This window comes from Rhodococcus sp. 077-4 (assembly GCF_047782425.1).
Lineage (GTDB): Bacteria > Actinomycetota > Actinomycetes > Mycobacteriales > Mycobacteriaceae > Rhodococcoides.
Window position 1 is genome coordinate 251,215 of record NZ_JAJPWC010000001.1, and the last position, 19,278, is coordinate 270,492.

The 19,278-nt window shown below is 64.8% G+C and carries 16 protein-coding genes; 9 read left to right on the forward strand and 7 right to left on the reverse strand.

Features of this window, described 5'->3' with window-relative positions; translation table 11 throughout:
* From ACNEOT_RS01225 to ACNEOT_RS01255, 7 genes are all read left to right on the forward strand, one after another.
* Positions 1-474 (forward strand): (2Fe-2S)-binding protein, encoded by a 474-nt coding sequence (locus tag ACNEOT_RS01225; RefSeq protein WP_415971468.1) that lies wholly within the window; start codon positions 1-3, stop codon positions 472-474.
* On the forward strand, positions 471-1,823 hold the full coding sequence (locus tag ACNEOT_RS01230) for an 8-oxoguanine deaminase (RefSeq protein ID WP_415971470.1): 1,353 nt from the start codon (positions 471-473) through the stop codon (positions 1,821-1,823). The genes ACNEOT_RS01225 and ACNEOT_RS01230 overlap by 4 nt, the downstream gene beginning before the upstream one ends.
* Positions 1,820-4,144 carry a xanthine dehydrogenase family protein molybdopterin-binding subunit gene (locus ACNEOT_RS01235; RefSeq protein WP_415971471.1) on the forward strand — a complete coding sequence of 775 codons (2,325 nt, stop codon included), beginning with the start codon at positions 1,820-1,822 and terminating at the stop codon, positions 4,142-4,144. Before ACNEOT_RS01230 ends, ACNEOT_RS01235 begins: the two co-directional genes overlap by 4 nt.
* A gap of 119 nt (positions 4,145-4,263) precedes the next feature.
* Complete coding sequence (locus ACNEOT_RS01240; protein ID WP_415971473.1) at positions 4,264-5,706, forward strand: NCS2 family permease; 1,443 nt, start codon at positions 4,264-4,266, stop codon at positions 5,704-5,706.
* A gap of 1 nt (position 5,707) precedes the next feature.
* Positions 5,708-6,790, forward strand: a complete 1,083-nt coding sequence (locus tag ACNEOT_RS01245) for an XdhC family protein (protein WP_415971475.1) — start codon at positions 5,708-5,710, stop codon at positions 6,788-6,790.
* A gap of 238 nt (positions 6,791-7,028) precedes the next feature.
* Entirely contained in the window at positions 7,029-8,225 is a 1,197-nt protein-coding gene (locus ACNEOT_RS01250; RefSeq protein WP_415971477.1) for an MFS transporter, read from the forward strand.
* A gap of 169 nt (positions 8,226-8,394) precedes the next feature.
* A complete protein-coding gene (locus tag ACNEOT_RS01255) occupies positions 8,395-10,725 on the forward strand; it encodes a DUF222 domain-containing protein (RefSeq protein WP_415971479.1) in 2,331 nt (776 codons plus the stop codon).
* Positions 10,726-10,729: 4 nt separating this feature from the next.
* On the opposite strand, the gene allB is transcribed toward ACNEOT_RS01255, so the two are convergent.
* The 7 genes from allB to ACNEOT_RS01290 are packed head-to-tail and all read right to left on the reverse strand — an operon-like array spanning position 10,730 to position 18,174.
* On the reverse strand, positions 10,730-12,106 hold the full coding sequence (gene allB / locus ACNEOT_RS01260) for an allantoinase AllB (protein ID WP_415973615.1): 1,377 nt from the start codon (positions 12,104-12,106) through the stop codon (positions 10,730-10,732).
* Entirely contained in the window at positions 12,048-13,091 is a 1,044-nt protein-coding gene (gene alc, locus ACNEOT_RS01265) for an allantoicase (RefSeq protein WP_415971481.1), read from the reverse strand. The genes allB and alc overlap by 59 nt, the downstream gene beginning before the upstream one ends.
* Complete coding sequence (locus ACNEOT_RS01270) at positions 13,088-14,221, reverse strand: glycerate kinase (RefSeq protein ID WP_415971483.1); 1,134 nt, start codon at positions 14,219-14,221, stop codon at positions 13,088-13,090. The genes alc and ACNEOT_RS01270 overlap by 4 nt, the downstream gene beginning before the upstream one ends.
* 2 nt (positions 14,222-14,223) lie before the next feature.
* Positions 14,224-16,023 (reverse strand): glyoxylate carboligase, encoded by a 1,800-nt coding sequence (gene gcl, locus ACNEOT_RS01275; RefSeq protein ID WP_415971485.1) that lies wholly within the window; start codon positions 16,021-16,023, stop codon positions 14,224-14,226.
* A 1-nt stretch (position 16,024) separates the two neighbouring features.
* Entirely contained in the window at positions 16,025-16,906 is an 882-nt protein-coding gene (locus ACNEOT_RS01280; RefSeq protein ID WP_415971486.1) for a 2-hydroxy-3-oxopropionate reductase, read from the reverse strand.
* Positions 16,907-16,914: 8 nt separating this feature from the next.
* The gene (locus ACNEOT_RS01285) at positions 16,915-17,751 is read right to left on the reverse strand and encodes a hydroxypyruvate isomerase family protein (protein WP_415971488.1); all 837 of its coding nucleotides are present in this window, start codon (positions 17,749-17,751) and stop codon (positions 16,915-16,917) included.
* 27 nt (positions 17,752-17,778) lie between these two features.
* Positions 17,779-18,174 carry a gamma-glutamylcyclotransferase gene (locus ACNEOT_RS01290; RefSeq protein WP_415971490.1) on the reverse strand — a complete coding sequence of 132 codons (396 nt, stop codon included), beginning with the start codon at positions 18,172-18,174 and terminating at the stop codon, positions 17,779-17,781.
* A gap of 232 nt (positions 18,175-18,406) precedes the next feature.
* Here ACNEOT_RS01290 and uraD point away from each other — a divergent pair, with 232 nt between their 5' ends.
* Both uraD and uraH read left to right on the forward strand, forming a co-directional pair.
* Positions 18,407-18,946, forward strand: coding sequence for a 2-oxo-4-hydroxy-4-carboxy-5-ureidoimidazoline decarboxylase (gene uraD, locus ACNEOT_RS01295; protein ID WP_415971492.1), 540 nt, complete (start codon positions 18,407-18,409; stop codon positions 18,944-18,946).
* Positions 18,939-19,277 (forward strand): hydroxyisourate hydrolase, encoded by a 339-nt coding sequence (gene uraH, locus ACNEOT_RS01300; protein ID WP_415971493.1) that lies wholly within the window; start codon positions 18,939-18,941, stop codon positions 19,275-19,277. Before uraD ends, uraH begins: the two co-directional genes overlap by 8 nt.
* Position 19,278 lies beyond the last annotated feature (1 nt).

Genomic DNA, 19,278 nt, shown 5'->3' on the forward strand with positions numbered 1-19,278 from the left:
ATGCGAGTCAACTGCACCATCAACGGAAAAGACATGGAAGCCGACGACGTCTGGGAGGGCGAGAGTCTGCTGTACCTGTTGCGTGAACGCATGGGACTCCCCGGATCCAAGAACGCGTGTGAACAGGGCGAATGCGGCTCGTGCACGGTCTATCTCGACGGTATCCCCGCCTGCGCGTGCCTGGTGGCAGCCGGACAGGTCGAGGGCCGTGAGATCCGAACCGTCGAGGGCCTCGCCGACGGGGACAAGCTGGACCCGATGCAAGAAGCGTTCGTCGAGTGCGGAGCCGTCCAATGCGGCTTCTGCACACCGGGGCTCGTGGTTCAAGCCCACGATCTGATCGAACGCGTTCCCGATCCGTCCGATGCCGAGATCCGTGAATCCCTCGCTGGAAACCTCTGCCGTTGCACGGGATACGAGAAGATCCTGGACGCCGTACGGCTCGCAGCAACTCGAAAGGCGGAAGCCAAATGACCACGGTGATCTCGAACGCCTACATCGCCCCCATCGTCGGGGACGAAATCGCCTCCGGATACCTTGTCGTCGAGGGCACCACGATCAGCGCCATCGGATCGGGCCCGGCACCGGTGATCGCCGGTGCCGAGACGATCGACGCGGCCGGCTGCCTCGTCACACCGGGCCTGGTGAACACCCATCACCACCTCTACCAGTGGGCGTCCCAGGGCCTGGCCAAGGACAACACCCTCTTCGAATGGCTTGTCGCCCTGTACAAGCCGTGGTCCAAGATGGACGCCGAGGTGGTCGGGGGAGCCGCTGCCGCCGGTCTCGGCTGGCTCGCCAAATCGGGCTGTACCACCAGCACCGACCACCACTACATCTTTCCCAAAGGCAGGGGCGATCTGTTCGCCGCCGAGATCGACGCGGCGCAGCGCATCGGCGTTCGGTTCCAACCGTGCCGTGGCTCGATGGATCGAGGTGTGTCCGACGGCGGATTGCCGCCGGACGAGGTTGTGGAAACGCTCGACGACATCCTCACCGCCACTTCCGAGGCCATCGACACCTATCACGACGCCTCGTTCGGTTCGATGCTCCGGATAGCTGTCGCTCCGTGCTCCCCGTTCTCCATCAGCAAGGAACTGCTCGTCGAATCCGCCGCCCTGGCTCGTGCGAAAGGCGTTCGGCTGCACACACATCTGGCCGAGACCCTCGACGAAGAAGAGCATTGCCTCGCTCAGATGAACTGCACCCCGGTCGAGTACATGGAGCAGGTCGGCTGGCTGGGTGACGACGTGTGGTTCGCCCACGCGGTACACCTGCACGACTCCGATATCGCGAAGATGGCCGCGAGCGGAACCGGTACCGCGCACTGCCCGAGTTCCAACGCCCGACTCGGCGCAGGCATCGCCAGGATCTCCGATCTGCTCGCGGCCGGCGCACCCGTCGGCCTGGGCGTCGACGGTTCGGCCTCGGCCGAGATGGTGCCCCTCGCCGGAGAAGTGCGTCAGGCGATGTACATGCAGCGCGCCAAGTACGGTCCGACCGCATTGACTGCGCGTCAGGCACTCGAGATCGGAACACTGGGCGGTGCAACGGTACTGGGTCGGCAGAGCGAGATCGGCTCGCTCGAGGTCGGCAAGCTCGCCGATATCGCGATCTGGCGCACCGACGGGTTCTACTCGGCCGTCGACGACCCCATCGTGGCGTTCGCGTACGGGCAGACACCTCCACTGGCGCGGTTGATGGTCGGTGGGCGGACGATCGTCGAGAACGACGTTCTCGTCAGCGCCCCGCAGGACGAGATCGGGCGCGCCGGGGCAGATGCCCACCGTCGTCTGATGAAGCTTGCCGAGGACGTCCTGTGAGCGCGCCGAGTACCACACCCCGACAGGTCCCCGCCGACCTCTCGGCACCGGGACGCGGTCGTGTCGGTGACAGCCCACTTCGGCCGGACGGCACGCTGAAGGTCAAGGGCGAGTTCGCATATTCGTCGGATCTGTTCATCGACGGGATGCTCTGGGGCGCAACGCTGCGCAGCCCGCACCCACGCGCGAAGATCGTCTCGGTCGATATCTCACAGGCCCTCTCGACACCCGGCGTCGAAGCTGTCCTCACGCACGACGACGTTCCGGGACGGAAGTGCTTCGGTCTCGACCACACGTGGGATCAGCCGGTGCTGGCTTTCGACGAGGTACGGCACGAAGGCGAACCCATCGCCCTGATCGCAGCCGATCATCCCGAAACTGCCCGGCGCGCAATGGAAAAGATCGTCGTGGTCTACGACGTCCTCGAACCCCTGACCGATGCCCGACGCGCCGCACTCGATCCGGACTACCCGAAGGTGCAGGAACGTGGCGGGGTGGCGCGGCATCAACCGGTGCGCGTCGGTAACGTTCCCGCGGCCCGTGAGTCTGCGGACGTGATCGTCAGCAGCGACTTCACCGTCGGAATCCAGGATCAGGCATTCCTGGGACCCGAATCGGGACTTGCCGTTCCGGCCGAGGACGGCGGAGTCGACCTCTACGTCGCGACGCAGTGGATGCACAACGACCTCGCGCAGATCGGCCCGTGCCTCGGACTGCCCGAGGAGAAGATCCGGATGACGCTCGCCGGCGTCGGCGGGGCATTCGGAGGCCGCGAGGACCTCTCGATGCAGATCCACGCGGCGATGCTCGCGATGCACACCGGCAAGCCGGTCAAGATCGTCTACAACCGCTACGAATCGTTCTTCGGGCACGTGCACCGCCACCCCGCGCAGATGCACTACGAGTACGGCGCAACCCGCGACGGCAAGCTGGTGTTCGCCGACGTGGAGATCATCCTCGACGGTGGCGCGTACACCTCGGCAACCCTGAACGTCGTGGGTAATGCCGCATCGCTCGGCGTCGGTCCGTACGTCATTCCCAACATCGAGATCGACGCCTACGGGGTGTACACCAACAATCCGCCGTGCGGCGCGATGCGCGGATTCGGCGCAGTGCAAGCATGTTTCGCGTACGAGTCGATGATGGACAAGCTCGGCGAGGCCTGCGGCATCGGTCCCGTGGCGATCCGGCAGATGAACGCAGTCAGCCAAGGTTCGATCCTCGCGACCGGCCAGGTCATCGAGGCACCTGCTCCACTCGCCGAGATGCTCGCCCGAGCCGAGGCGATGGAACTGCCTGCCCCCGTGGACGCGTCGGACATCCGTAATCTGCCGGGCGGGGCTTCGCAGACCACCCACGGCGAAGGCGTCGTACGCGGGATCGGCTACGGCGTCGGCATCAAGAACATCTGCTTCTCCGAGAACTACGACGACTACTCCACTGCCCGCGTTCGACTGGAGGTGATCGGCGGTGAGGCAACAGCGTTGGTGCACACGGCCGCTGCCGAGGTCGGCCAGGGTCTGGTGACGTTGGAGGCCCAGATCGCGCGCACCGAGCTCGGCGTCACCAAGGTCGTCATCCACCCGGCCGACACCACGGTCGGCAATGCCGGCTCCTCGTCCGCGTCGCGTCAGTCGTACATGACCGGCGGCGCAGTCAAGACTGCGTGCGAGGCCGTACGCGAGGCGGTGTTCGTCCTGGCCGGTCTCTACCTCGGCCGCGCGGTGGCCGACCTGAGCCTCGACGGCGGAAAGATCGTCTCGGCCACCGATGGTGTGCTGGCGACGATCGAGGACGTTCTCGGCGAACGGGTCATCGAGCAGACGCGTGAATTCCACCATCGCCCCACCAGCGGAATGGATCCGGTCACCGGACAGGGAGCGAGCCACACCCAGCTCGCCCTGTGTGTCCATCGCGCCGTGGTGGACGTCGACGTCGAACTCGGTCTGGTCAAGGTCGTCGAGATGGCGGCCGTGCAGGACGTCGGCAAGATCCTCAACCGCCTCTCGCTCGAAGGCCAGATCCACGGCGGCACAGCGCAAGGGCTCGGTCTTGCGGTGATGGAGGAGATCGTCGTCGTCGACGGTCTGGTGAAGAACCCGTCGTTCACCGACTATCTCATCCCGACGATTCTCGACATGCCGCCCATGAAGCTGGACATTCTCGAGAACCCGGACCCATTGGCCCCGTACGGTCTTCGCGGTGCCGGCGAGCCGCCGACCCTGTCGTCGACGCCTGCTGTGGTGGCCGCCATCCGCAACGCCACCGGGCTCGCCCTCACCCGAGTACCCGTCAGACCCGAACACATCATCAACAGCTGACCGATCTCCACCCCCATTCGACGAAACCTTCTCCGCTACATCGACACCCGACGCCATTTCCCCGGCACGGCTACCGTCGGACGCTCGGAAAGGTTGATCACGCCCTGGGAGGGCCGATCATGACCGACGTACGCACATCCAGCACTCGCCGAACTGCACGAGGTCGATCCCAGATCGACAAGTTCTTCGACATCACCGGCCGCGGTTCGACACTGTCGCGCGAAATTCGCGGTGGTGTCACCACATTCGTTGCCATGGCTTACCTCATCGTGCTCATCCCGCTGATCATCGGTGATGCTCGCGATGTCACCGGCGCAACGCTCGACGCGGCGCAGTTGTCGACCATGGTGGCACTGTCCGCCGGTCTGACGACCATCCTGATGGGCGTGGTCGGCAACGCGCCCCTCGCCATGGCGGCCGGCCTAGGAGTGACGCCGATCGTGGTGTTCCAGGCGGCACCGTTCATGACCTGGCCGCAGGCTATGGGCCTGGTGGTGCTCGAAGGCGTGGTCATCGTCGTCTTCGCGCTCACCGGCGTTCGTCAGCTGATCATGGATGCCATACCTCTGGTACTCAAGCAAGCGATCGGCGTCGGGATCGGGGCCTTCATCGCACTGATCGGCCTGGTCGACGCCGGGTTCGTCGGGCACCACGAGGCAGCCGCAACTGCGGTCACCCTCGGCACGTTCGGCAAGCTCGCCGGCTGGCCGGTGTTCGTGTTCTGCGTCGGCCTGATCCTGATGATCATGCTGTTCGTTCGTCGAGTTCCCGGCGCCATGCTGATCGGCATCTTCGTGGCCACCAATCTTGCCATCATCCTGAACGCGGTCTTCAACATCGATCCGAAGGCGTGGGGGCCGGTGGTGCCCAAGGTTCCCGATTCCATCATCGCCACACCGCAATTCGATCTCCTGTTCAATGTGGACCTGTTCGGTGGATTCGCCCGGGCAGGTGTCGTGACGGCCTCGGTCGTACTGTTCACTCTCGTTCTCTCGGGCTTCTTCGACGCCATGGGCACCATCCTCGGTGTCGGTGAGGAAGCCGGACTCGTCGACAAGCAAGGCAGGATGCCGGGATTGAGTCGCATTCTCACCGTCGACGGCATCGGTGCCATCGTCGGTGGCGCGATCAACGGTTCCGCCAACACGGCCGTCGTGGAATCTGCGGCGGGCGTGACCGAGGGTGCGCGAACGGGTCTCGCCAGCGTCGTCACCGGCGGACTACTGACCAGCTTGATCTTCTTCACCCCGTTGGCCGGAGTGGTTCCGGTCGGCGCCGCTGCTCCGGCACTGGTTCTGGTCGGCGCGCTGATGATGACACATGTACGCAAGATCGACTGGGAGAACACCGAAATCGCGGTCCCGGCCTTCCTGACCATCGTGCTCATGCCCTTCACGTACTCGATCACCGTCGGCGTCGCGGCCGGTGTCATCTCCTATACGGTCGTGCGGCTCGCCAAAGGCAAAGCACGCCAGACGCATTGGCTGCTGTACCTGATGTCGGGCATCTTCCTGGTCTACTTCGCCCTGCACCCCATCGAAGAAGCGTTGGGAATCTCGTAACGTGAAAGAGATCGTCGATAGGTTGTCGGCCTGGGACCACGAAGGTGTTCCCTATGCCGTAGCGACGGTCATCGCGGTATCCGGAAGCGCTCCACGGCTTCCGGGTGCCGCGATGGCGGTCTGCGCCGATGGTGAAGCAGTGGGCAGCGTCTCCGGCGGCTGCGTCGAAGGAGCAGTGTACGAGCTGTGCCGTCAGGTTCTCGACACCGGCGAACCTGTCCGGGAATCGTTCGGCTACAGCGATATCGACGCTTTCGCTGTCGGCTTGACCTGCGGGGGAGTGATCGAGGTGTTCGTACGACCGGGGCCACCGAGGGCAGTGCTGGCGGCCATCGCCTCGGACGCGGCAGTGGCCACGGTGACCATGCTGTCGGGGTCCGGGCAGTCTCTCGCTGTGTCCGCCACGGCAACGATCGGCAGCACCGGGCTCTCCGACGTCGACGCCGTGGTGGTCGGTGAGGCACTGGCCATGTTGGACTCCGGTGGCACCGGCGTTCGGTCGGTGCGGTGCAGGCCGGACCTCGACGTATTCGTCCAGTCGTACGCCACCGCACCGCGACTGCTGATCTTCGGGGCCATCGACTACGCCGGAGCACTCGCGCGAGTCGGTCGATTCCTCGGCTACCACGTGACGGTGTGCGACGCACGGCCCGTATTTGCCACGGCTGCACGGTTTCCCGATGCCGATGCAGTAGTGGCCGAATGGCCGCACAGCTACCTGGCGCGGACAGAGGTCGATGCCCGAACGGTGATCTGCGTACTCACCCACGACGCCAAGTTCGACGTGCCGCTACTCGAAGTGGCACTGCGACTCCCCGTCGCATTCGTCGGGGCGATGGGTTCACGCAGGACTCACGACGATCGCGCAGCCCGGTTGCGTGAAGTGGGGCTGACGGAGGAGGAACTGGCGCGCTTGAAATCGCCGATCGGACTGGACCTGGGTGCCCGAACACCCGAGGAGACTGCACTCGCCATCGCGGCTGAATTCGTGGCGGTGCGACGCGGAGGTAGTGCTCTGCCGTTGACACGAACGGCGGGCCCGATTCACCACGACACCGCGGCGGAGGATGCGAAGTACGCGTGAACGCAAGTTCGACGTAGATGCGGTCCTGGTAGCCCGCTGCCGGGCAGTTTCGTCTCGGAAGGCGAACAGCACTCGACCAACTCGCGATGTTTGACGTCGATCACGCAGAGTGGTTTGCTGACATCGTTCACGAATCACGCCGTAGCGCCCCTGCCCGTCCGGGGGTGTAGGCATCTGCTTCCGATAGGGCGACCGCGAGGCCGTCATGTCGTTTCCTGTTCGTACCCGTCGATCGTCAGTGGCATTGTGGGTCATCTTCTTTGTGAACGGTGCGGTTCTGGCAAGTTGGGCACCTCGCATTCCGCAGGTCACCGCCGATCTTCACCTAACCGACGGCCAAGTGGGCTGGGTACTGTTGGCGGTCGCCGCTGGTTCTGTGCCGGCCTTGACCGGCGCTGCGCACCTGTTGCGCATCGTGACGGCGAAGTCGTTGTGCGCCAATACATCCGTCGCATTCAGTGCTGCGCTGCCGCTGATCGGGCTTGCACCCAACGGCTGGGCACTCGGTGGAGCGTTGGTTGCCCTCGGTGCCGCAAGCGGGTGCTTGGACGTCGCAATGAACACTGCTGCTATCGATTACCAGAATCGCGGTGGACAACGGATCCTCTCCCGTCTTCACGGCGGTTACAGCCTGGGAGTACTCGCCGGGGCATCGTCGGGCGCTCTCGCCTCGATGTTCGACATCACTGTGCTCGCGCACTTCGCCACGGTCAGCACTCTTCTGGTGGTCTCGGCCCTTGCCGCGTCGTGGTCCTTGCCGTCCTCGAGTACGCAGGGCGTGGCCATCGACCCCGACGCCGTCGGACATTACAGGCCGACCGCGGGGATTTGCAGTGGTCGGACGCTGGCCATCCCGGCATCGATCGGAGTAATGGCCGTTGCAGCCCTCCTGATCGAGGGCATGATCACCGACTGGTCTGCCCTGCTGGTGTCACGGGACTTCGGCGGTGGTGCGACATTCGGAGCCGTTGCAGTAGTCGCCTTCAGCAGCTCGATGTTCGTCTCGCGTAGCTTCGGTGATCTGATCGTCGACCGGCTCGGCGCAGCACTGACGGTGTGGTGCGCGGCAGCGGTGGTCTCGACCACCATGCTCGTGGGACTCCTGCTGCAGCACCAGGCATGGGTTGCGGTTATCGCTGTGGGTTGCTCCGGGATAGTCCTCGGGCCCCTGTTTCCGTTGCTCATCAGTGAAGCAGACCGCTGCAGCAATGCCGACGCAGCAGTAACCGCCGCGCGGGTCAGCGCCATAGGGTACGGCGCGTACCTCGTCGGACCCCCTTTCGTGGGTTTTCTCGCCGAACACCTCAGCCTTGTGACCTCTTTCGTTCTCATCAGCTGCATCTGTTCGATCGCGCTCGTGTTCGCGTCGACGTCGTTGCGCAGCAGGGACAAGTCTTCTTGTCAGGAACATCGCAGTCTCGATCTCTTGGAGTAAACGGCAGCTGAATCCGTGTAGACCTCGGAGCGATCGATGCGCTCCGCCAGAGGTAAAACGCGTACTCGAGGGGTCTACTGCTTCGGCGCACGTTTCTGTCGGTGGCTCGGGATAGTCTTCTTTCAGTTCGAACACGCGTTCGTAATTGGGGTTCACCGGGGGGTGGAGAATGAATCCAGCACCAGCAGTGTCGTTGGCGGCGTTGACCGCTGCCGCGCGCGACGAGAACCGGCATGCAGCACGCAAGATTGCTGCCTGCTACGACGTCCACCGCACCTGGATCACCCGCGATATCAAGCACAAGCACTACAGCCGCTACGGGCGCACCGAAATGGCACTCGCGTTGGGGTGCTCGGCGACGGTCGCCGAATCGTATGTCTCGATCGCCGTCGCCCTGCACACCCGCATGCCACTGCTCCGGGCAGCGTTCTCCGCCGGTGAGATCGACCTCGCCCGGATACGCACCGCCTGCCGGATCCTCGACAATCTCTCCGACGACCTCGTCACCCGCGTCGAAGCCGAGGTCCTCGACGCCGCCCGCCAGAACTCGCCCGGGCCTTTGGAGAACGCGATCTGGGACATTCTGGTTCGCGTCGCACCCGAAGAAGCAGCAGCATTGCGGGAATTCGCGAAAAGATTTCGGACCGTCACCTACAGTTCCGCCGGCGAACTCGCCCGCATCCGAGCCGAACTGACCGCCCCCGAAGCTGCTGCCGCATGGCAGCTTCTCGAAGAAATGGCCGACACCCTCTGCCCGAAAGACCCGCGCGGTAAGAAGGAACGGCTGTGCGATGCGTTCATGGCCCGCATGCACGGCGACACCCGACTGGTGTGCCAGTGCCCCCGCTCGGACTGCCCGAAAAAAGATGCGGTGTTGCCGGATCGGCGGGTGCCGCTGGCGATGATCACCGTCGACATCGCCACCCTCATCGGACTACTCGCCAATCCCGCCTACCTGGCCGGTCACGGAACCATCGACCCGGAGTTGGCGCGGGATTTGGCCCGCACCAGTCAGTGGCAGATCCTGCTCACCGAAGCAGTGACTCTCGCCGAATCCCTCGGCCTCGCCCAGCAGAACCCAGAAACAGGGGACTGGGAACGAACCCCGACGAACGACAAGGACATAGCGTCACCGAACGCGGAAACTGAGCCTGCCGCAGAAGCAGCACCGGCAGCCGCAGCCGCAGCCGCAGCGAATTCAGCGACGGACACCGGCACCGCTGCAAACGAGACAGAGCCAGGCGCAAGCACTGACACCGAACCGGCGTCGGAGACCAGGACCGAATCTGGCATAGCCACTGGGACTTCCATCGATACCGACCCCGACACCGACACGCCTACTGTGCCGGGCACGGACCCTGCGTGTGAGCCCGCCAACCGCACCGACACCGAATCGACCACTGCACCATCGCCGGCGACGGTACCGAAACCTACCCCCGGCCGGGGAGCTGATCCCGGCTATGGCTCCAATTCAGCGTCGCCGCACGCAGCATCGGTCCGAGGCCCGGTGGGAGCATCCGGTATGCCAGCAGATCCGAGCCGAGCGCCCGATCCACGCCGAACACACTCTGCTGCAGAACAACCCGAACGATCAAGAACAGGATCGTCGACACCGTCGAGTGGACCACCACCTGCAACAGACCCCGCGCGGGGAACACACACTGCGTCTGTTCCTCCGCCCGAACCGCGCAGAACGACACCACCGGAGCCGAACCCGAACCCGGTCGGAGCAGCACCGCAACCCGCCCCAGCTACCGACGGAACGGCAGAACCCAGCGGGGAGGAACACCAACGACGCACCCAGTCGTTGACCTCCGCCGCAGCCCTGTTCTGCACCCACACCCCACTCGGCCGGGGCACACGGCACAGCTCTGCCCTCGACCTCTCAGCCCTCGATCTTGCAGCACCGAATCACGCTGCACAGAAACTGTCGAGCAGCAGAGGCTGTACTGCCAGCGGCATCTACCTCGGAAACGCATCCCTCACCGCCGCACTCGAAGCCGCCATCGCCGCCGACCCCACCCTCGGAAAATCCGTACCCCGCGACCCACTGACCGACCGCGCCCTCATCTACCGACCCGACACCCTCACCACCACCGCCGTCCGGCAACGCGACAGGCACTGCCGCTTCCCCGGCTGCCGGCGCCCCGCCGCACGCTGCCAACTCGACCACATCATCGCCTTCGACCACACCAACCCACTCGGCGGCGGCTGGACCACCATCAACAACCTCCAATGCCTCTGCGAGTTCCACCACTCCGTGAAAACCGCCGGCTACTGGACAGCCACCATGCTCCCCGGCGGCGCACTACTGTGGACCTCCACCTCGAAAACCACCCGAATCACCCTGCCCGCCAACGGAACAGCCGTACCCATCCTCGGCAACGACCTCAGACCACACATCCCCACCAAACCGAGACGATCCGGCATCGTCGCCTACCCCAACCCACCCGACAACCACGAGCCCGAGTCGCCAGACGAAACGGAGCCGCCGTTCTAGAAACTCAACGCTGGCGCGACAACAACTGTCCGGTCGACGCCTCCGATCCCGCGATCCACGATCGTCGCACCACACCGGACAGGCCGAGCCGATCGTAGGCAGTCACGGGGTTGCGGTGGTACAGCTGATCCACGTCCACGGTGAAGTTCTCATCCGGAGCGAACGCCACCAGGTCTGCCGCACAACCGATATCGATGCGGCCTCGGTCCGTCATCTGCACCTGATCGGCAGTATTGGTGGCCATCCACCGCACGATGTCGGTCAGCGCGAACCCACGGGCACGCGCCTCGGTCCACACTGCAGCCAGCGACACCTGCAACGACGCGATCCCGCCCCACGCATCGCCGAAGTCTCCGGTGTCGAACCTCTTCAGATCGGGCGTACAGGGGGAGTGGTCGGTGACGATGGTGTCGATCGTGCCGTCGGACAAACCCTGCCACAGCAACTCTCGATTGCCGGCCTCACGAATCGGCGGGCAACACTTGAACTGTGTTGCCCCCGCCGGCACTGCTTCCGCATCGAAACACAAATAATGCGGGCATGTTTCGACGGTCACCCGCACGCCGTCCCGCTTGGCCGCCGCAATCATCGGCAACGCATCCGCACTGGACAGATGCAGAATGTGTACCCGGCACCCTGTCCGACGGGACAACTCGATCACCTGCTCGATGGCACGGTTCTCCGCCGCACGCGGACGTGATTCGAGAAAGCCCGAGTACTCGCGGCCAGTAGCGGGAGGCGCATCAGCAATCACCTCGGCGTTCTCGGCATGCACGATCATCAACCCGTCGAACGACGCGATCTCGATCAGAGCCTTCTCCAGCTCCGCCGGCGTCAACGGCGGAAACTCGTCCACGCCCGACGCAAGCAGGAAGCACTTGAAACCGAAGACCCCCGCATCGTGCAGTGGCCGAAGCTGATCAACGTTCCCCGGCACGGCCCCGCCCCAAAAACCGACATTGACGACCGACTGATCCGCCGCCACCCGGCGCTTGATCTCCAACGCAGCCACATCGACCGTAGGCGGAATGCTGTTGAGCGGCATATCGACGATGGTCGCGATGCCTCCCGCAGCCGCAGCTCGGGTGGCGCTGGCGAACCCCTCCCACTCGGTACGCCCCGGCTCGTTGACGTGCACATGAGTATCGACCAGACCGGGCAACAGCACCTCGTCCGGCGAGAGCTCGACCACCACTGCCGCAGACACGGGCGCATCCAGGGAGTCGATGGCCACGATTCGGCCGTCGCGCACGGAAATCGACGCCGCAACCTCCTGCCCGCCGATCACAGCTCGAGCAGCGCGGACAACCAGATCGACCGAATCAGCCTGCACTGGAGACACTCTGCAGCTCGGACGACTTCCACGCGACGTCAGCCGCATCGAGGGCTTCGGCGTCGAGTTCACCGAACAATCGCAATCGGGAGAGTCCACCGTCTGGGTACACGTCCAGTCGCAGGTGCGTGTACGCGTCGGACTCGTTCAGCAGGAACCGGTGGCGTGTATCCGGTTGAACGGCGGTTCGGGGCAGAATTTCGCTCCAGGCCGTCGGGTCCGTGATGTGCCGGCGACGAGAGTCGATGGCGCTGAGTCGAATCCACCCCGGCGCGTTGCCGACGTAGTAGCTGGTATCGACCTCCACGTGGCGCGGGGCCCCGGGCGACGCGAGAGCGAACACTGCGAAGTCGTTGCCGCCGTTGCGTCGTCGAGAATTCTCCCAACCCTCACCCATGTTGCGGGCCCGTCCGGGCAGGATGATGTTCGCGGGCGAGGAGTAGAACGCGTCGGAGCAGTCGGTGAGCCGGGCACCGTTCTCCGCGGCAAGCAGATCGACTGTGCCGGCGAGGAACCGCGGATCCTGTACCACCTGGCCGTGCACACGGAACCGAGCAACACCGCCGTCGGGGTAGATGGACAGGCGCAGGTGCGTCCACCGGTGCCGATCGGCGACCGCGTAGGAGTTCGCGGTGTCACCGACTGCGGGGGACTTGTCGACGATGGTGTGCCAATCGGCCTTCAGCACATCCTCGATGGACGGGTAGCCCTCGATCGACGCAGCCTCGATGGAGACGAAAGGCGGGTAGTTCCCGGTGAAGTGAGCGGTGTCGACCACGACTCCGTGCACGATGCCCGGTGCCCCGAGTCGCACGATCGCCCAGTCATGACCACCTTCGTCGCGGCGACGCCGAGTCTCCCACCCGTCGTATACCTTTCCCTTGTGGCCGAAGTCCGCGGGATCGAACAGCGGGGAATCGGGCTTGATCAGGTTCTCGCGCTGGGCGAACAACTCGTCGTTCGCTGCGGACACGCTGCCGCCGAGCGCCCGGGACGCGAGATCGGTCAAGGTGGTGAAATCGGTATCGGTCATGACGTTCCTTCCAAAATATGTGTGGTGGCCACTGTTCGGCCCACCTCGTACAACAACCTGGCCGCGTCACGCATGGAGATGCGAGGGTCCGGCTCCAAGTCGGACAACGCGTAGGAAGCCGTGATTCCGTACGGACGCAACCGGTCCAGGGCAACGGTGCTTCGTCCCGCCACGGTGATCACCGGAACACCCACTGCACGCGCAGCATGAGCGACACCGATCGGTGCCTTGCCGTGCAGGCTCTGTTCGTCCAGCGAGCCCTCACCGGTGACGACCAGATCGGCCGACGCCACAGCGCCGGTGAAGTCGATCAGCTCGAGCACCGTCTCGATCCCCGACTTCGCGGTGGCACCCAGTACTGCGACAGCTCCGAACGCGGTCCCACCTGCTGCCCCGGTGCCGGCCAGGCCGCTGAGATCGCGACCGATTGCGTTGCGCACCAGATGAGCCCACTGCCGCATCCCGTGTTCCAGATACAGCAGCTCCTGCGGCCCGGCACCCTTCTGCGGGCCGTAGACCGCCGCAGCTCCGGTGACGCCGAGCAGCGGATTGTCGACGTCGCACGCCAGCTCGAACTCAGCTGCTCTCGCCGACGGCAACAAGCCACTCAGATCGAGCTGGACTGCGCCGCGCAGTGGACCTCCGCCGAGCGCGACGTCGTTGCCGTCGGCATCGAGGATGCGCGCACCGAGCGCCATGAGCATCCCTGCACCGCCGTCGGTGGACGCACTGCCCCCGAGCCCGACGACGATACGCTCCGCACCCGCTACAAGCCCGTGCGAAATGACGGTACCGAGACCGAATGTGCTGGATCCCAGGGCATCCGGCACTCCATCGGGCAGAAGCTCGAGCCCGACGGCCGACGCCAGTTCGACGACGGCAGTATCGCCGCGACGGGCATAGGACGTGTGTACCGGTTCGCCGGTCGGTCCCGTGCAGGTCACTGCCACTCGGTCCCAACCGGCGGTGACGGCAGCATCGACGGTGCCGTCACCGCCGTCGGCGACGGGCAGGCATACCGTCTCGAGCGTCGGGTCGACGGAAGCCAACCCCGCCGCCAACGCCCGTGCGACCTCCGCCGCCGTCAGCGAGCCCTTGAACTTGTCCGGGGCGAGCAGAATTCGCCTCATCTCTAGTCCAGCAGGAGCAACGCAGTGGGTGCGTCGGACGAGGTGGTTGCCAGCTCCTCGAATTCGCCGACGTTGTCGATTTCGGTACCCATCGAGATATTGGTGACCCGCTCGAGGATTATCTCGACCACGACCGGAACCTTGTGCTCGGACGCCAGCGTTCTGGCCCGCACGAGCGCCTCGCCGATGAGGTCGGGATCGGTGACGCGAAGCGCTTTGCAGCCCAATCCTTCTGCAACCTGCACGTGGTCGACGCCGTAGCCCTTGGGGATACCGGGCTGAGTGTCCACGGTGTCCTGGTGGTTGATGTTGTCGAATCCCAACTGAACACAGAAGTCCATGTCGAACGCGCGCTGCGCCTGCCGAATCAGACCGAGGTAGGAGTTGTTCACCACCACGTGCACGTACGGCAGATTGAACTGCGCACCCACGGCCAGCTCCTCGATCATGAACTGGAAGTCGTAATCACCTGACAGGGCAACGACATTCGTCTTCGAATCGGCAGCCACGGCACCCAGCGCAGCGGGAATGGTCCAGCCGAGCGGGCCGGCCTGACCGCAGTTGATCCAGTTCCGCGGCGAATACACGTGAAGGAACTGACCTCCCGCGATCTGCGAGAGCCCGATGGTGCTGACGTAGCGGGTGTCTCGATCGAAGACCTTGTTCATCTCCTCGTACACACGCTGCGGCTTGATCGGCACGTTGTCGAAGTGGGTGCGGCGATGCATCGTGCGCTTGCGCGCCGCACAGTCCTCGACCCAGCCCGAGAGATCACGCACCGTGCCTGCCGCGCGACGCTCTTCGGCGACGGCCACGAACTGCTCGAGTGCGGCCTTGGCGTCGGAGATGATGCCGTAGTCCGGCGCGAAGACGCGTCCGATCTGAGTCGGCTCGATGTCCACGTGCACGAACTTGCGGCCCTTGCGGTAGGTCTCCAGACCACCGGTATGCCTGTTGGCCCAACGGTTTCCGATTCCGAGCACGAAGTCCGAGGCCAGCATGGTCGCATTGCCGTATCGGTGCGCGGTCTGCAAACCGACCATGCCTGCCGCGAGGCGGTGATCGTCGGGGATGGTGCCCCAGCCCATGAGCGTCGGGATCACCGGGACGTCGAGGATCTCTGCGAGCTGGACGAGCAAGTCCGAGGCGTCGGCGTTGATGATCCCGCCGCCGGCCACGATCAGCGGACGCTCCGCCGCGAGGAGCATGTCGATGGCCTTCTCGGCCTGGGCACGCGACGCGACGGGCTTGTGCACCGGCAAGGACTGGTACGTCTCGGGATCGAAGTCGATCTCGGCCAATTGCACATCGATCGGAAGGTCGATCAGCACCGGGCCGGGACGACCGGAACGCATCAGGTGGAACGCTTGCGCAAATGCCCCGGGAACCTGGGCGGGTTCGAGCACGGTCATCGCCATCTTCGTCACCGGTGCGGCGATCGATGCGATGTCGACGGCCTGGAAATCCTCCTTGTGCAGCCGCGCGACGGGGGCCTGCCCGGTGATGGCGAGGATCGGAATCGAGTCCGCCATGGCCGAATACAGCCCGGTGATCATGTCGGTTCCGGCCGGGCCGGAGGTACCGATGCAGATCCCGATGTTGCCCGGTGCCGCTCGAGTGAATCCCTCCGCCATGTGCGAGGCACCCTCGACGTGGCGGGCCAGCACGTGGCGGATGCCCCCGTGATTGCGCATCGCCGCGTAGAAGGGATTGATGGCCGCACCGGGAAGGCCGAATGCGGTTGTCGCACCTTCGAGTTCGAGAATCTTCACCGCAGCTTCGGCCGCGCGCATCTTCGCCATGTCAGTTCTCCTTACCGGAAAGACGTGCGACACCGCGGTACAGCGCCGAATGGTCCAGGCCGCCATCGCCGTTGGCGCGGGCGGAGGCCATCAGCTGCGCCAGTACAGCACCCATCGGAATCACGACCCCTGCCTCGCGTGCAGCCGAGTTGACGATGCCGAGATCCTTGTGGTGCAGGTCGATACGGAAACCGGGCTCGAAAGACCGGTCGAGCATCTTCTGGGCCTTCTGGTTCAGCACTGCCGAACCGGCGAGGCCGCCGCCGAGCACTTCCACCGACGCAGCCAGATCGACGCCGTAGGCCTCGAGGAACGCGATCGCCTCGGCGAGCACCTGAATGTTGCCGGCCACGATCAGCTGGTTCGCTGCCTTGACCGTCTGGCCGGAACCACTGGGGCCGACATGTACGACGGTCTTGCCGACGACGTCGAGAATCGGCTTGGCAGTGGCGAAGTCGTCCGCACTGCCGCCGACCATGATCGACAGCGTCGCGTTCTCGGCACCGGCCTGGCCGCCGGAGACCGGGGCATCGAGGATGCGGAAGCCGCGCGAGGTCGCGTCGGCAGCCAACGTGGCGGTGACATCGGGACGGATGCTGGAGAAGTCGATGATCAGCGCGTCGCGTCGAGCATTGTCGAACACACCGCCCTCACCGCCCAGGACCTCCTGGACGTCCGGGGAGTCGGGAACCATGATCGCGACGATGTCGGCGTCGTGGACAGCCTTGGCGATGGAATCGGCGGCGGTGCCGCCTGCCTCGACCAATGGACCTGTGCGATCGGGGGTCAGGTTGTAGCCGACCACCTGATGGCCTGCCTTCGCGAGATGCACGGACATGGGACTGCCCATGATTCCGAGGCCGATGAATGCAATGGTGCTCATGGGAATCCTTACGTGGTAGTGGTGCCGGTGGAGAGAGCCAGATCCAGCCAGTCGAACGTGTCCTGGCGAGTGGCCTTGTATTCGAGTCCGACGTAACCGTCGTAACCCCGTGATGCGAGTCCGGCGATCTGTCCGCCGAGGTCGAGCGAGCCGGTGCCCGGTTCTCCGCGGCCCGGGGAATCGGCGATCTGAACGTGCCCGATCAAGTCGTGGTGGGCATCGAGCGCTGCGGAAACGTCCTCTCCGTTGACGGCGAGGTGGTAGAGGTCCGCGAGCAGACGCAGATTGTGTACGTCCTGTTCACGGGCCACGCGTCGGATGGTGGCGACGGCTCCGGCCGCGGTTTTCAGTGGGTAGGCGGGTGCGCCGCTGACGGGTTCGATCAGTACGACGCCACCGATCGTGGACGCCGCTCGCCCGGCTGCGGCCAGGTTCTCGATCGCGACGTCGTCCTGCTGCAACGGATCCACGCCGTCGATACGGTTTCCGTAGAGGGCGTTGAACGCCTTGGTTCCCAGCTGCTCACCGATTCCGACCGTGATGTCGATGTTGTCTCGGAAAGCCTGCACCTGCGCGGGATCGGAGAGAATCCCGCGATCACCGGCGGGCATATCACCGGCGGCGAAGTTCAGTCCGGTCAGCTGCACCCCGGCATCGCGGATCGAGGACACGAATGCGGAGACATCGGCGTCCGACGGGACCGGGTTCGAGAACGGCCACCAGAATTCCACGGCATCGAAGCCGGCGTCTCGCGCCCGCTGCGGTCGATCCAGCAGCGGAACATCGGTGAAGAGAATGGAACAGTTGACGGTGTAGTGGAGTCGAGAATCAGCGAAGGTGTTCATGCACAGTGCCTTTCAGAGCTCGATCTATCAGGACAGTGGTTGCGGAAGGCCGCGGTAACGGCGCCAGCTGCCGGCGTAGGTGATGTCGGTCAGTTCGTCCGGTTGCGCATCGAGCACCCCGGGGCGGAGGCCGACGCCCAGGACCGAGCGCCCGTCCTCGAGAGCGACCACGGTGAGTTCGAGTTCCGGCGGTTCGTCCGGCAAGAAGGACGTGCGAATGGCGTCGAGCGGAATGTCGTACAACTCGCCTTCGATGGCCGCACCGGCGGTGTGATCGAGCAACAACGCCGGAAATTCGTCCCGTACGGAGAAGAAGCGGTAGTTCGGGGTGGTGCGGACCGTGCCAACGAACGGGTGGGACGAGACGTTGTGATGCAAGCTTCCGCCGCGCATCGCGCCACCGTTGCAGAAAAGCTCCGTCATGAAGTCGTTCCTCTCGGGCTCGAACGGACCGGGTCAAAGTCCGTAATACGGAATTGCTATTCCGTTTTGTGTTTCGAGTGTGGCGTGCACCACGTGGATCTGTCAAGACCCGCACACCCGGACCGCCCGGGCGAAGTGCCGAATACTGCAGTGCAGCAACAAGGAATGGCTCGACACAGACAGCCCGAGATTAGCCCTTGACACTCGGTGTGATCGGTGTCACGCTCGTTTGGTGGAATCATCATTTCGTATTGCGGAATCCAAGCCGGAGATAGCGACCGCCAATCTGAACGCGACCTCCGAGACCGAGGCGGCACGCACACTCTCGCTCTGCCTCGACGTACCGCGCTGGGTCGAGGAAGTTCTGAGCGCCCGACCGTTCGCCGACGCCCAGGCTCTGCGCCTCACCATTCAGCACGCCGCCGCGCCACTGACAGCCGAGGAAGTGCGTCGAGCATTGGCCGTGCATCCACGTATCGGCGAAAGACCCGACACCCACAATGCGAGTGCCGAGTTTGCGAGCGCCGAACAAGCGGGCGTCGACATCACGGACGCGAACATCGAACAGCAACTGCGAGCTGAAAACATGGACTACGAGAGGCGGTTCGGGCAGGTCTTCCTGATCAGGGCTGCCGGCCGGGATGCCCGGGCCGTTCTCGACGCTCTGCACAGCAGGCTCGGCAACGACCCCGCGACCGAGGCCGCCGTCGTCGAACACGAGCTGCGGGAGATCGCCGAAATTCGCGCAACGGGGAGCCTCGGCGATGCCTGATCACAAGAGCCATGTCACCGCTCACGTGCTCGACGCCGCCAGAGGTTTTCCCGCGCAGGGTGTCTCGATCGTTCTCGCCGATCACCACGGCACCCCGGTTGCCGACGCCGTCACCGACGATCACGGCCGGGTCGGGGCGCTCGGTCCGAGCGAACTCGAACCGGGAATCTACCGCCTCACCTTCGCAACCGGGGCGTACTTCGCGGCGCAGCACACCGAGTGCTTCCACCCCGAGGTCGTCGTCACGTTCGAGATCACCGCACCCGACCAGCACTACCACATCCCACTTCTGTTGAGTCCGTTCGCTTTCACCACCTATCGAGGGAGCTAGA

Bases quoted from the DNA above. Each gene is read 5' to 3' on its own strand.
- ACNEOT_RS01285 (WP_415971488.1), bottom strand. From the start codon at position 17,751: ATGAACACCTTCGCTGATTCTCGACTCCACTACACCGTCAACTGTTCC.
- ACNEOT_RS01240 (WP_415971473.1), top strand. From the start codon at position 4,264: ATGACCGACGTACGCACATCCAGCACTCGCCGAACTGCACGAGGTCGA.
- ACNEOT_RS01230 (WP_415971470.1), top strand. From the start codon at position 471: ATGACCACGGTGATCTCGAACGCCTACATCGCCCCCATCGTCGGGGAC.
- ACNEOT_RS01270 (WP_415971483.1), bottom strand. From the start codon at position 14,221: ATGAGGCGAATTCTGCTCGCCCCGGACAAGTTCAAGGGCTCGCTGACG.
- uraH (WP_415971493.1), top strand. From the start codon at position 18,939: ATGCCTGATCACAAGAGCCATGTCACCGCTCACGTGCTCGACGCCGCC.
- alc (WP_415971481.1), bottom strand. From the start codon at position 13,091: ATGACCGATACCGATTTCACCACCTTGACCGATCTCGCGTCCCGGGCG.
- gcl (WP_415971485.1), bottom strand. From the start codon at position 16,023: ATGGCGAAGATGCGCGCGGCCGAAGCTGCGGTGAAGATTCTCGAACTC.
- ACNEOT_RS01290 (WP_415971490.1), bottom strand. From the start codon at position 18,174: ATGACGGAGCTTTTCTGCAACGGTGGCGCGATGCGCGGCGGAAGCTTG.
- ACNEOT_RS01280 (WP_415971486.1), bottom strand. From the start codon at position 16,906: ATGAGCACCATTGCATTCATCGGCCTCGGAATCATGGGCAGTCCCATG.
- allB (WP_415973615.1), bottom strand. From the start codon at position 12,106: ATGCGGCTGACGTCGCGTGGAAGTCGTCCGAGCTGCAGAGTGTCTCCA.
- ACNEOT_RS01255 (WP_415971479.1), top strand. From the start codon at position 8,395: ATGAATCCAGCACCAGCAGTGTCGTTGGCGGCGTTGACCGCTGCCGCG.
- ACNEOT_RS01225 (WP_415971468.1), top strand. From the start codon at position 1: ATGCGAGTCAACTGCACCATCAACGGAAAAGACATGGAAGCCGACGAC.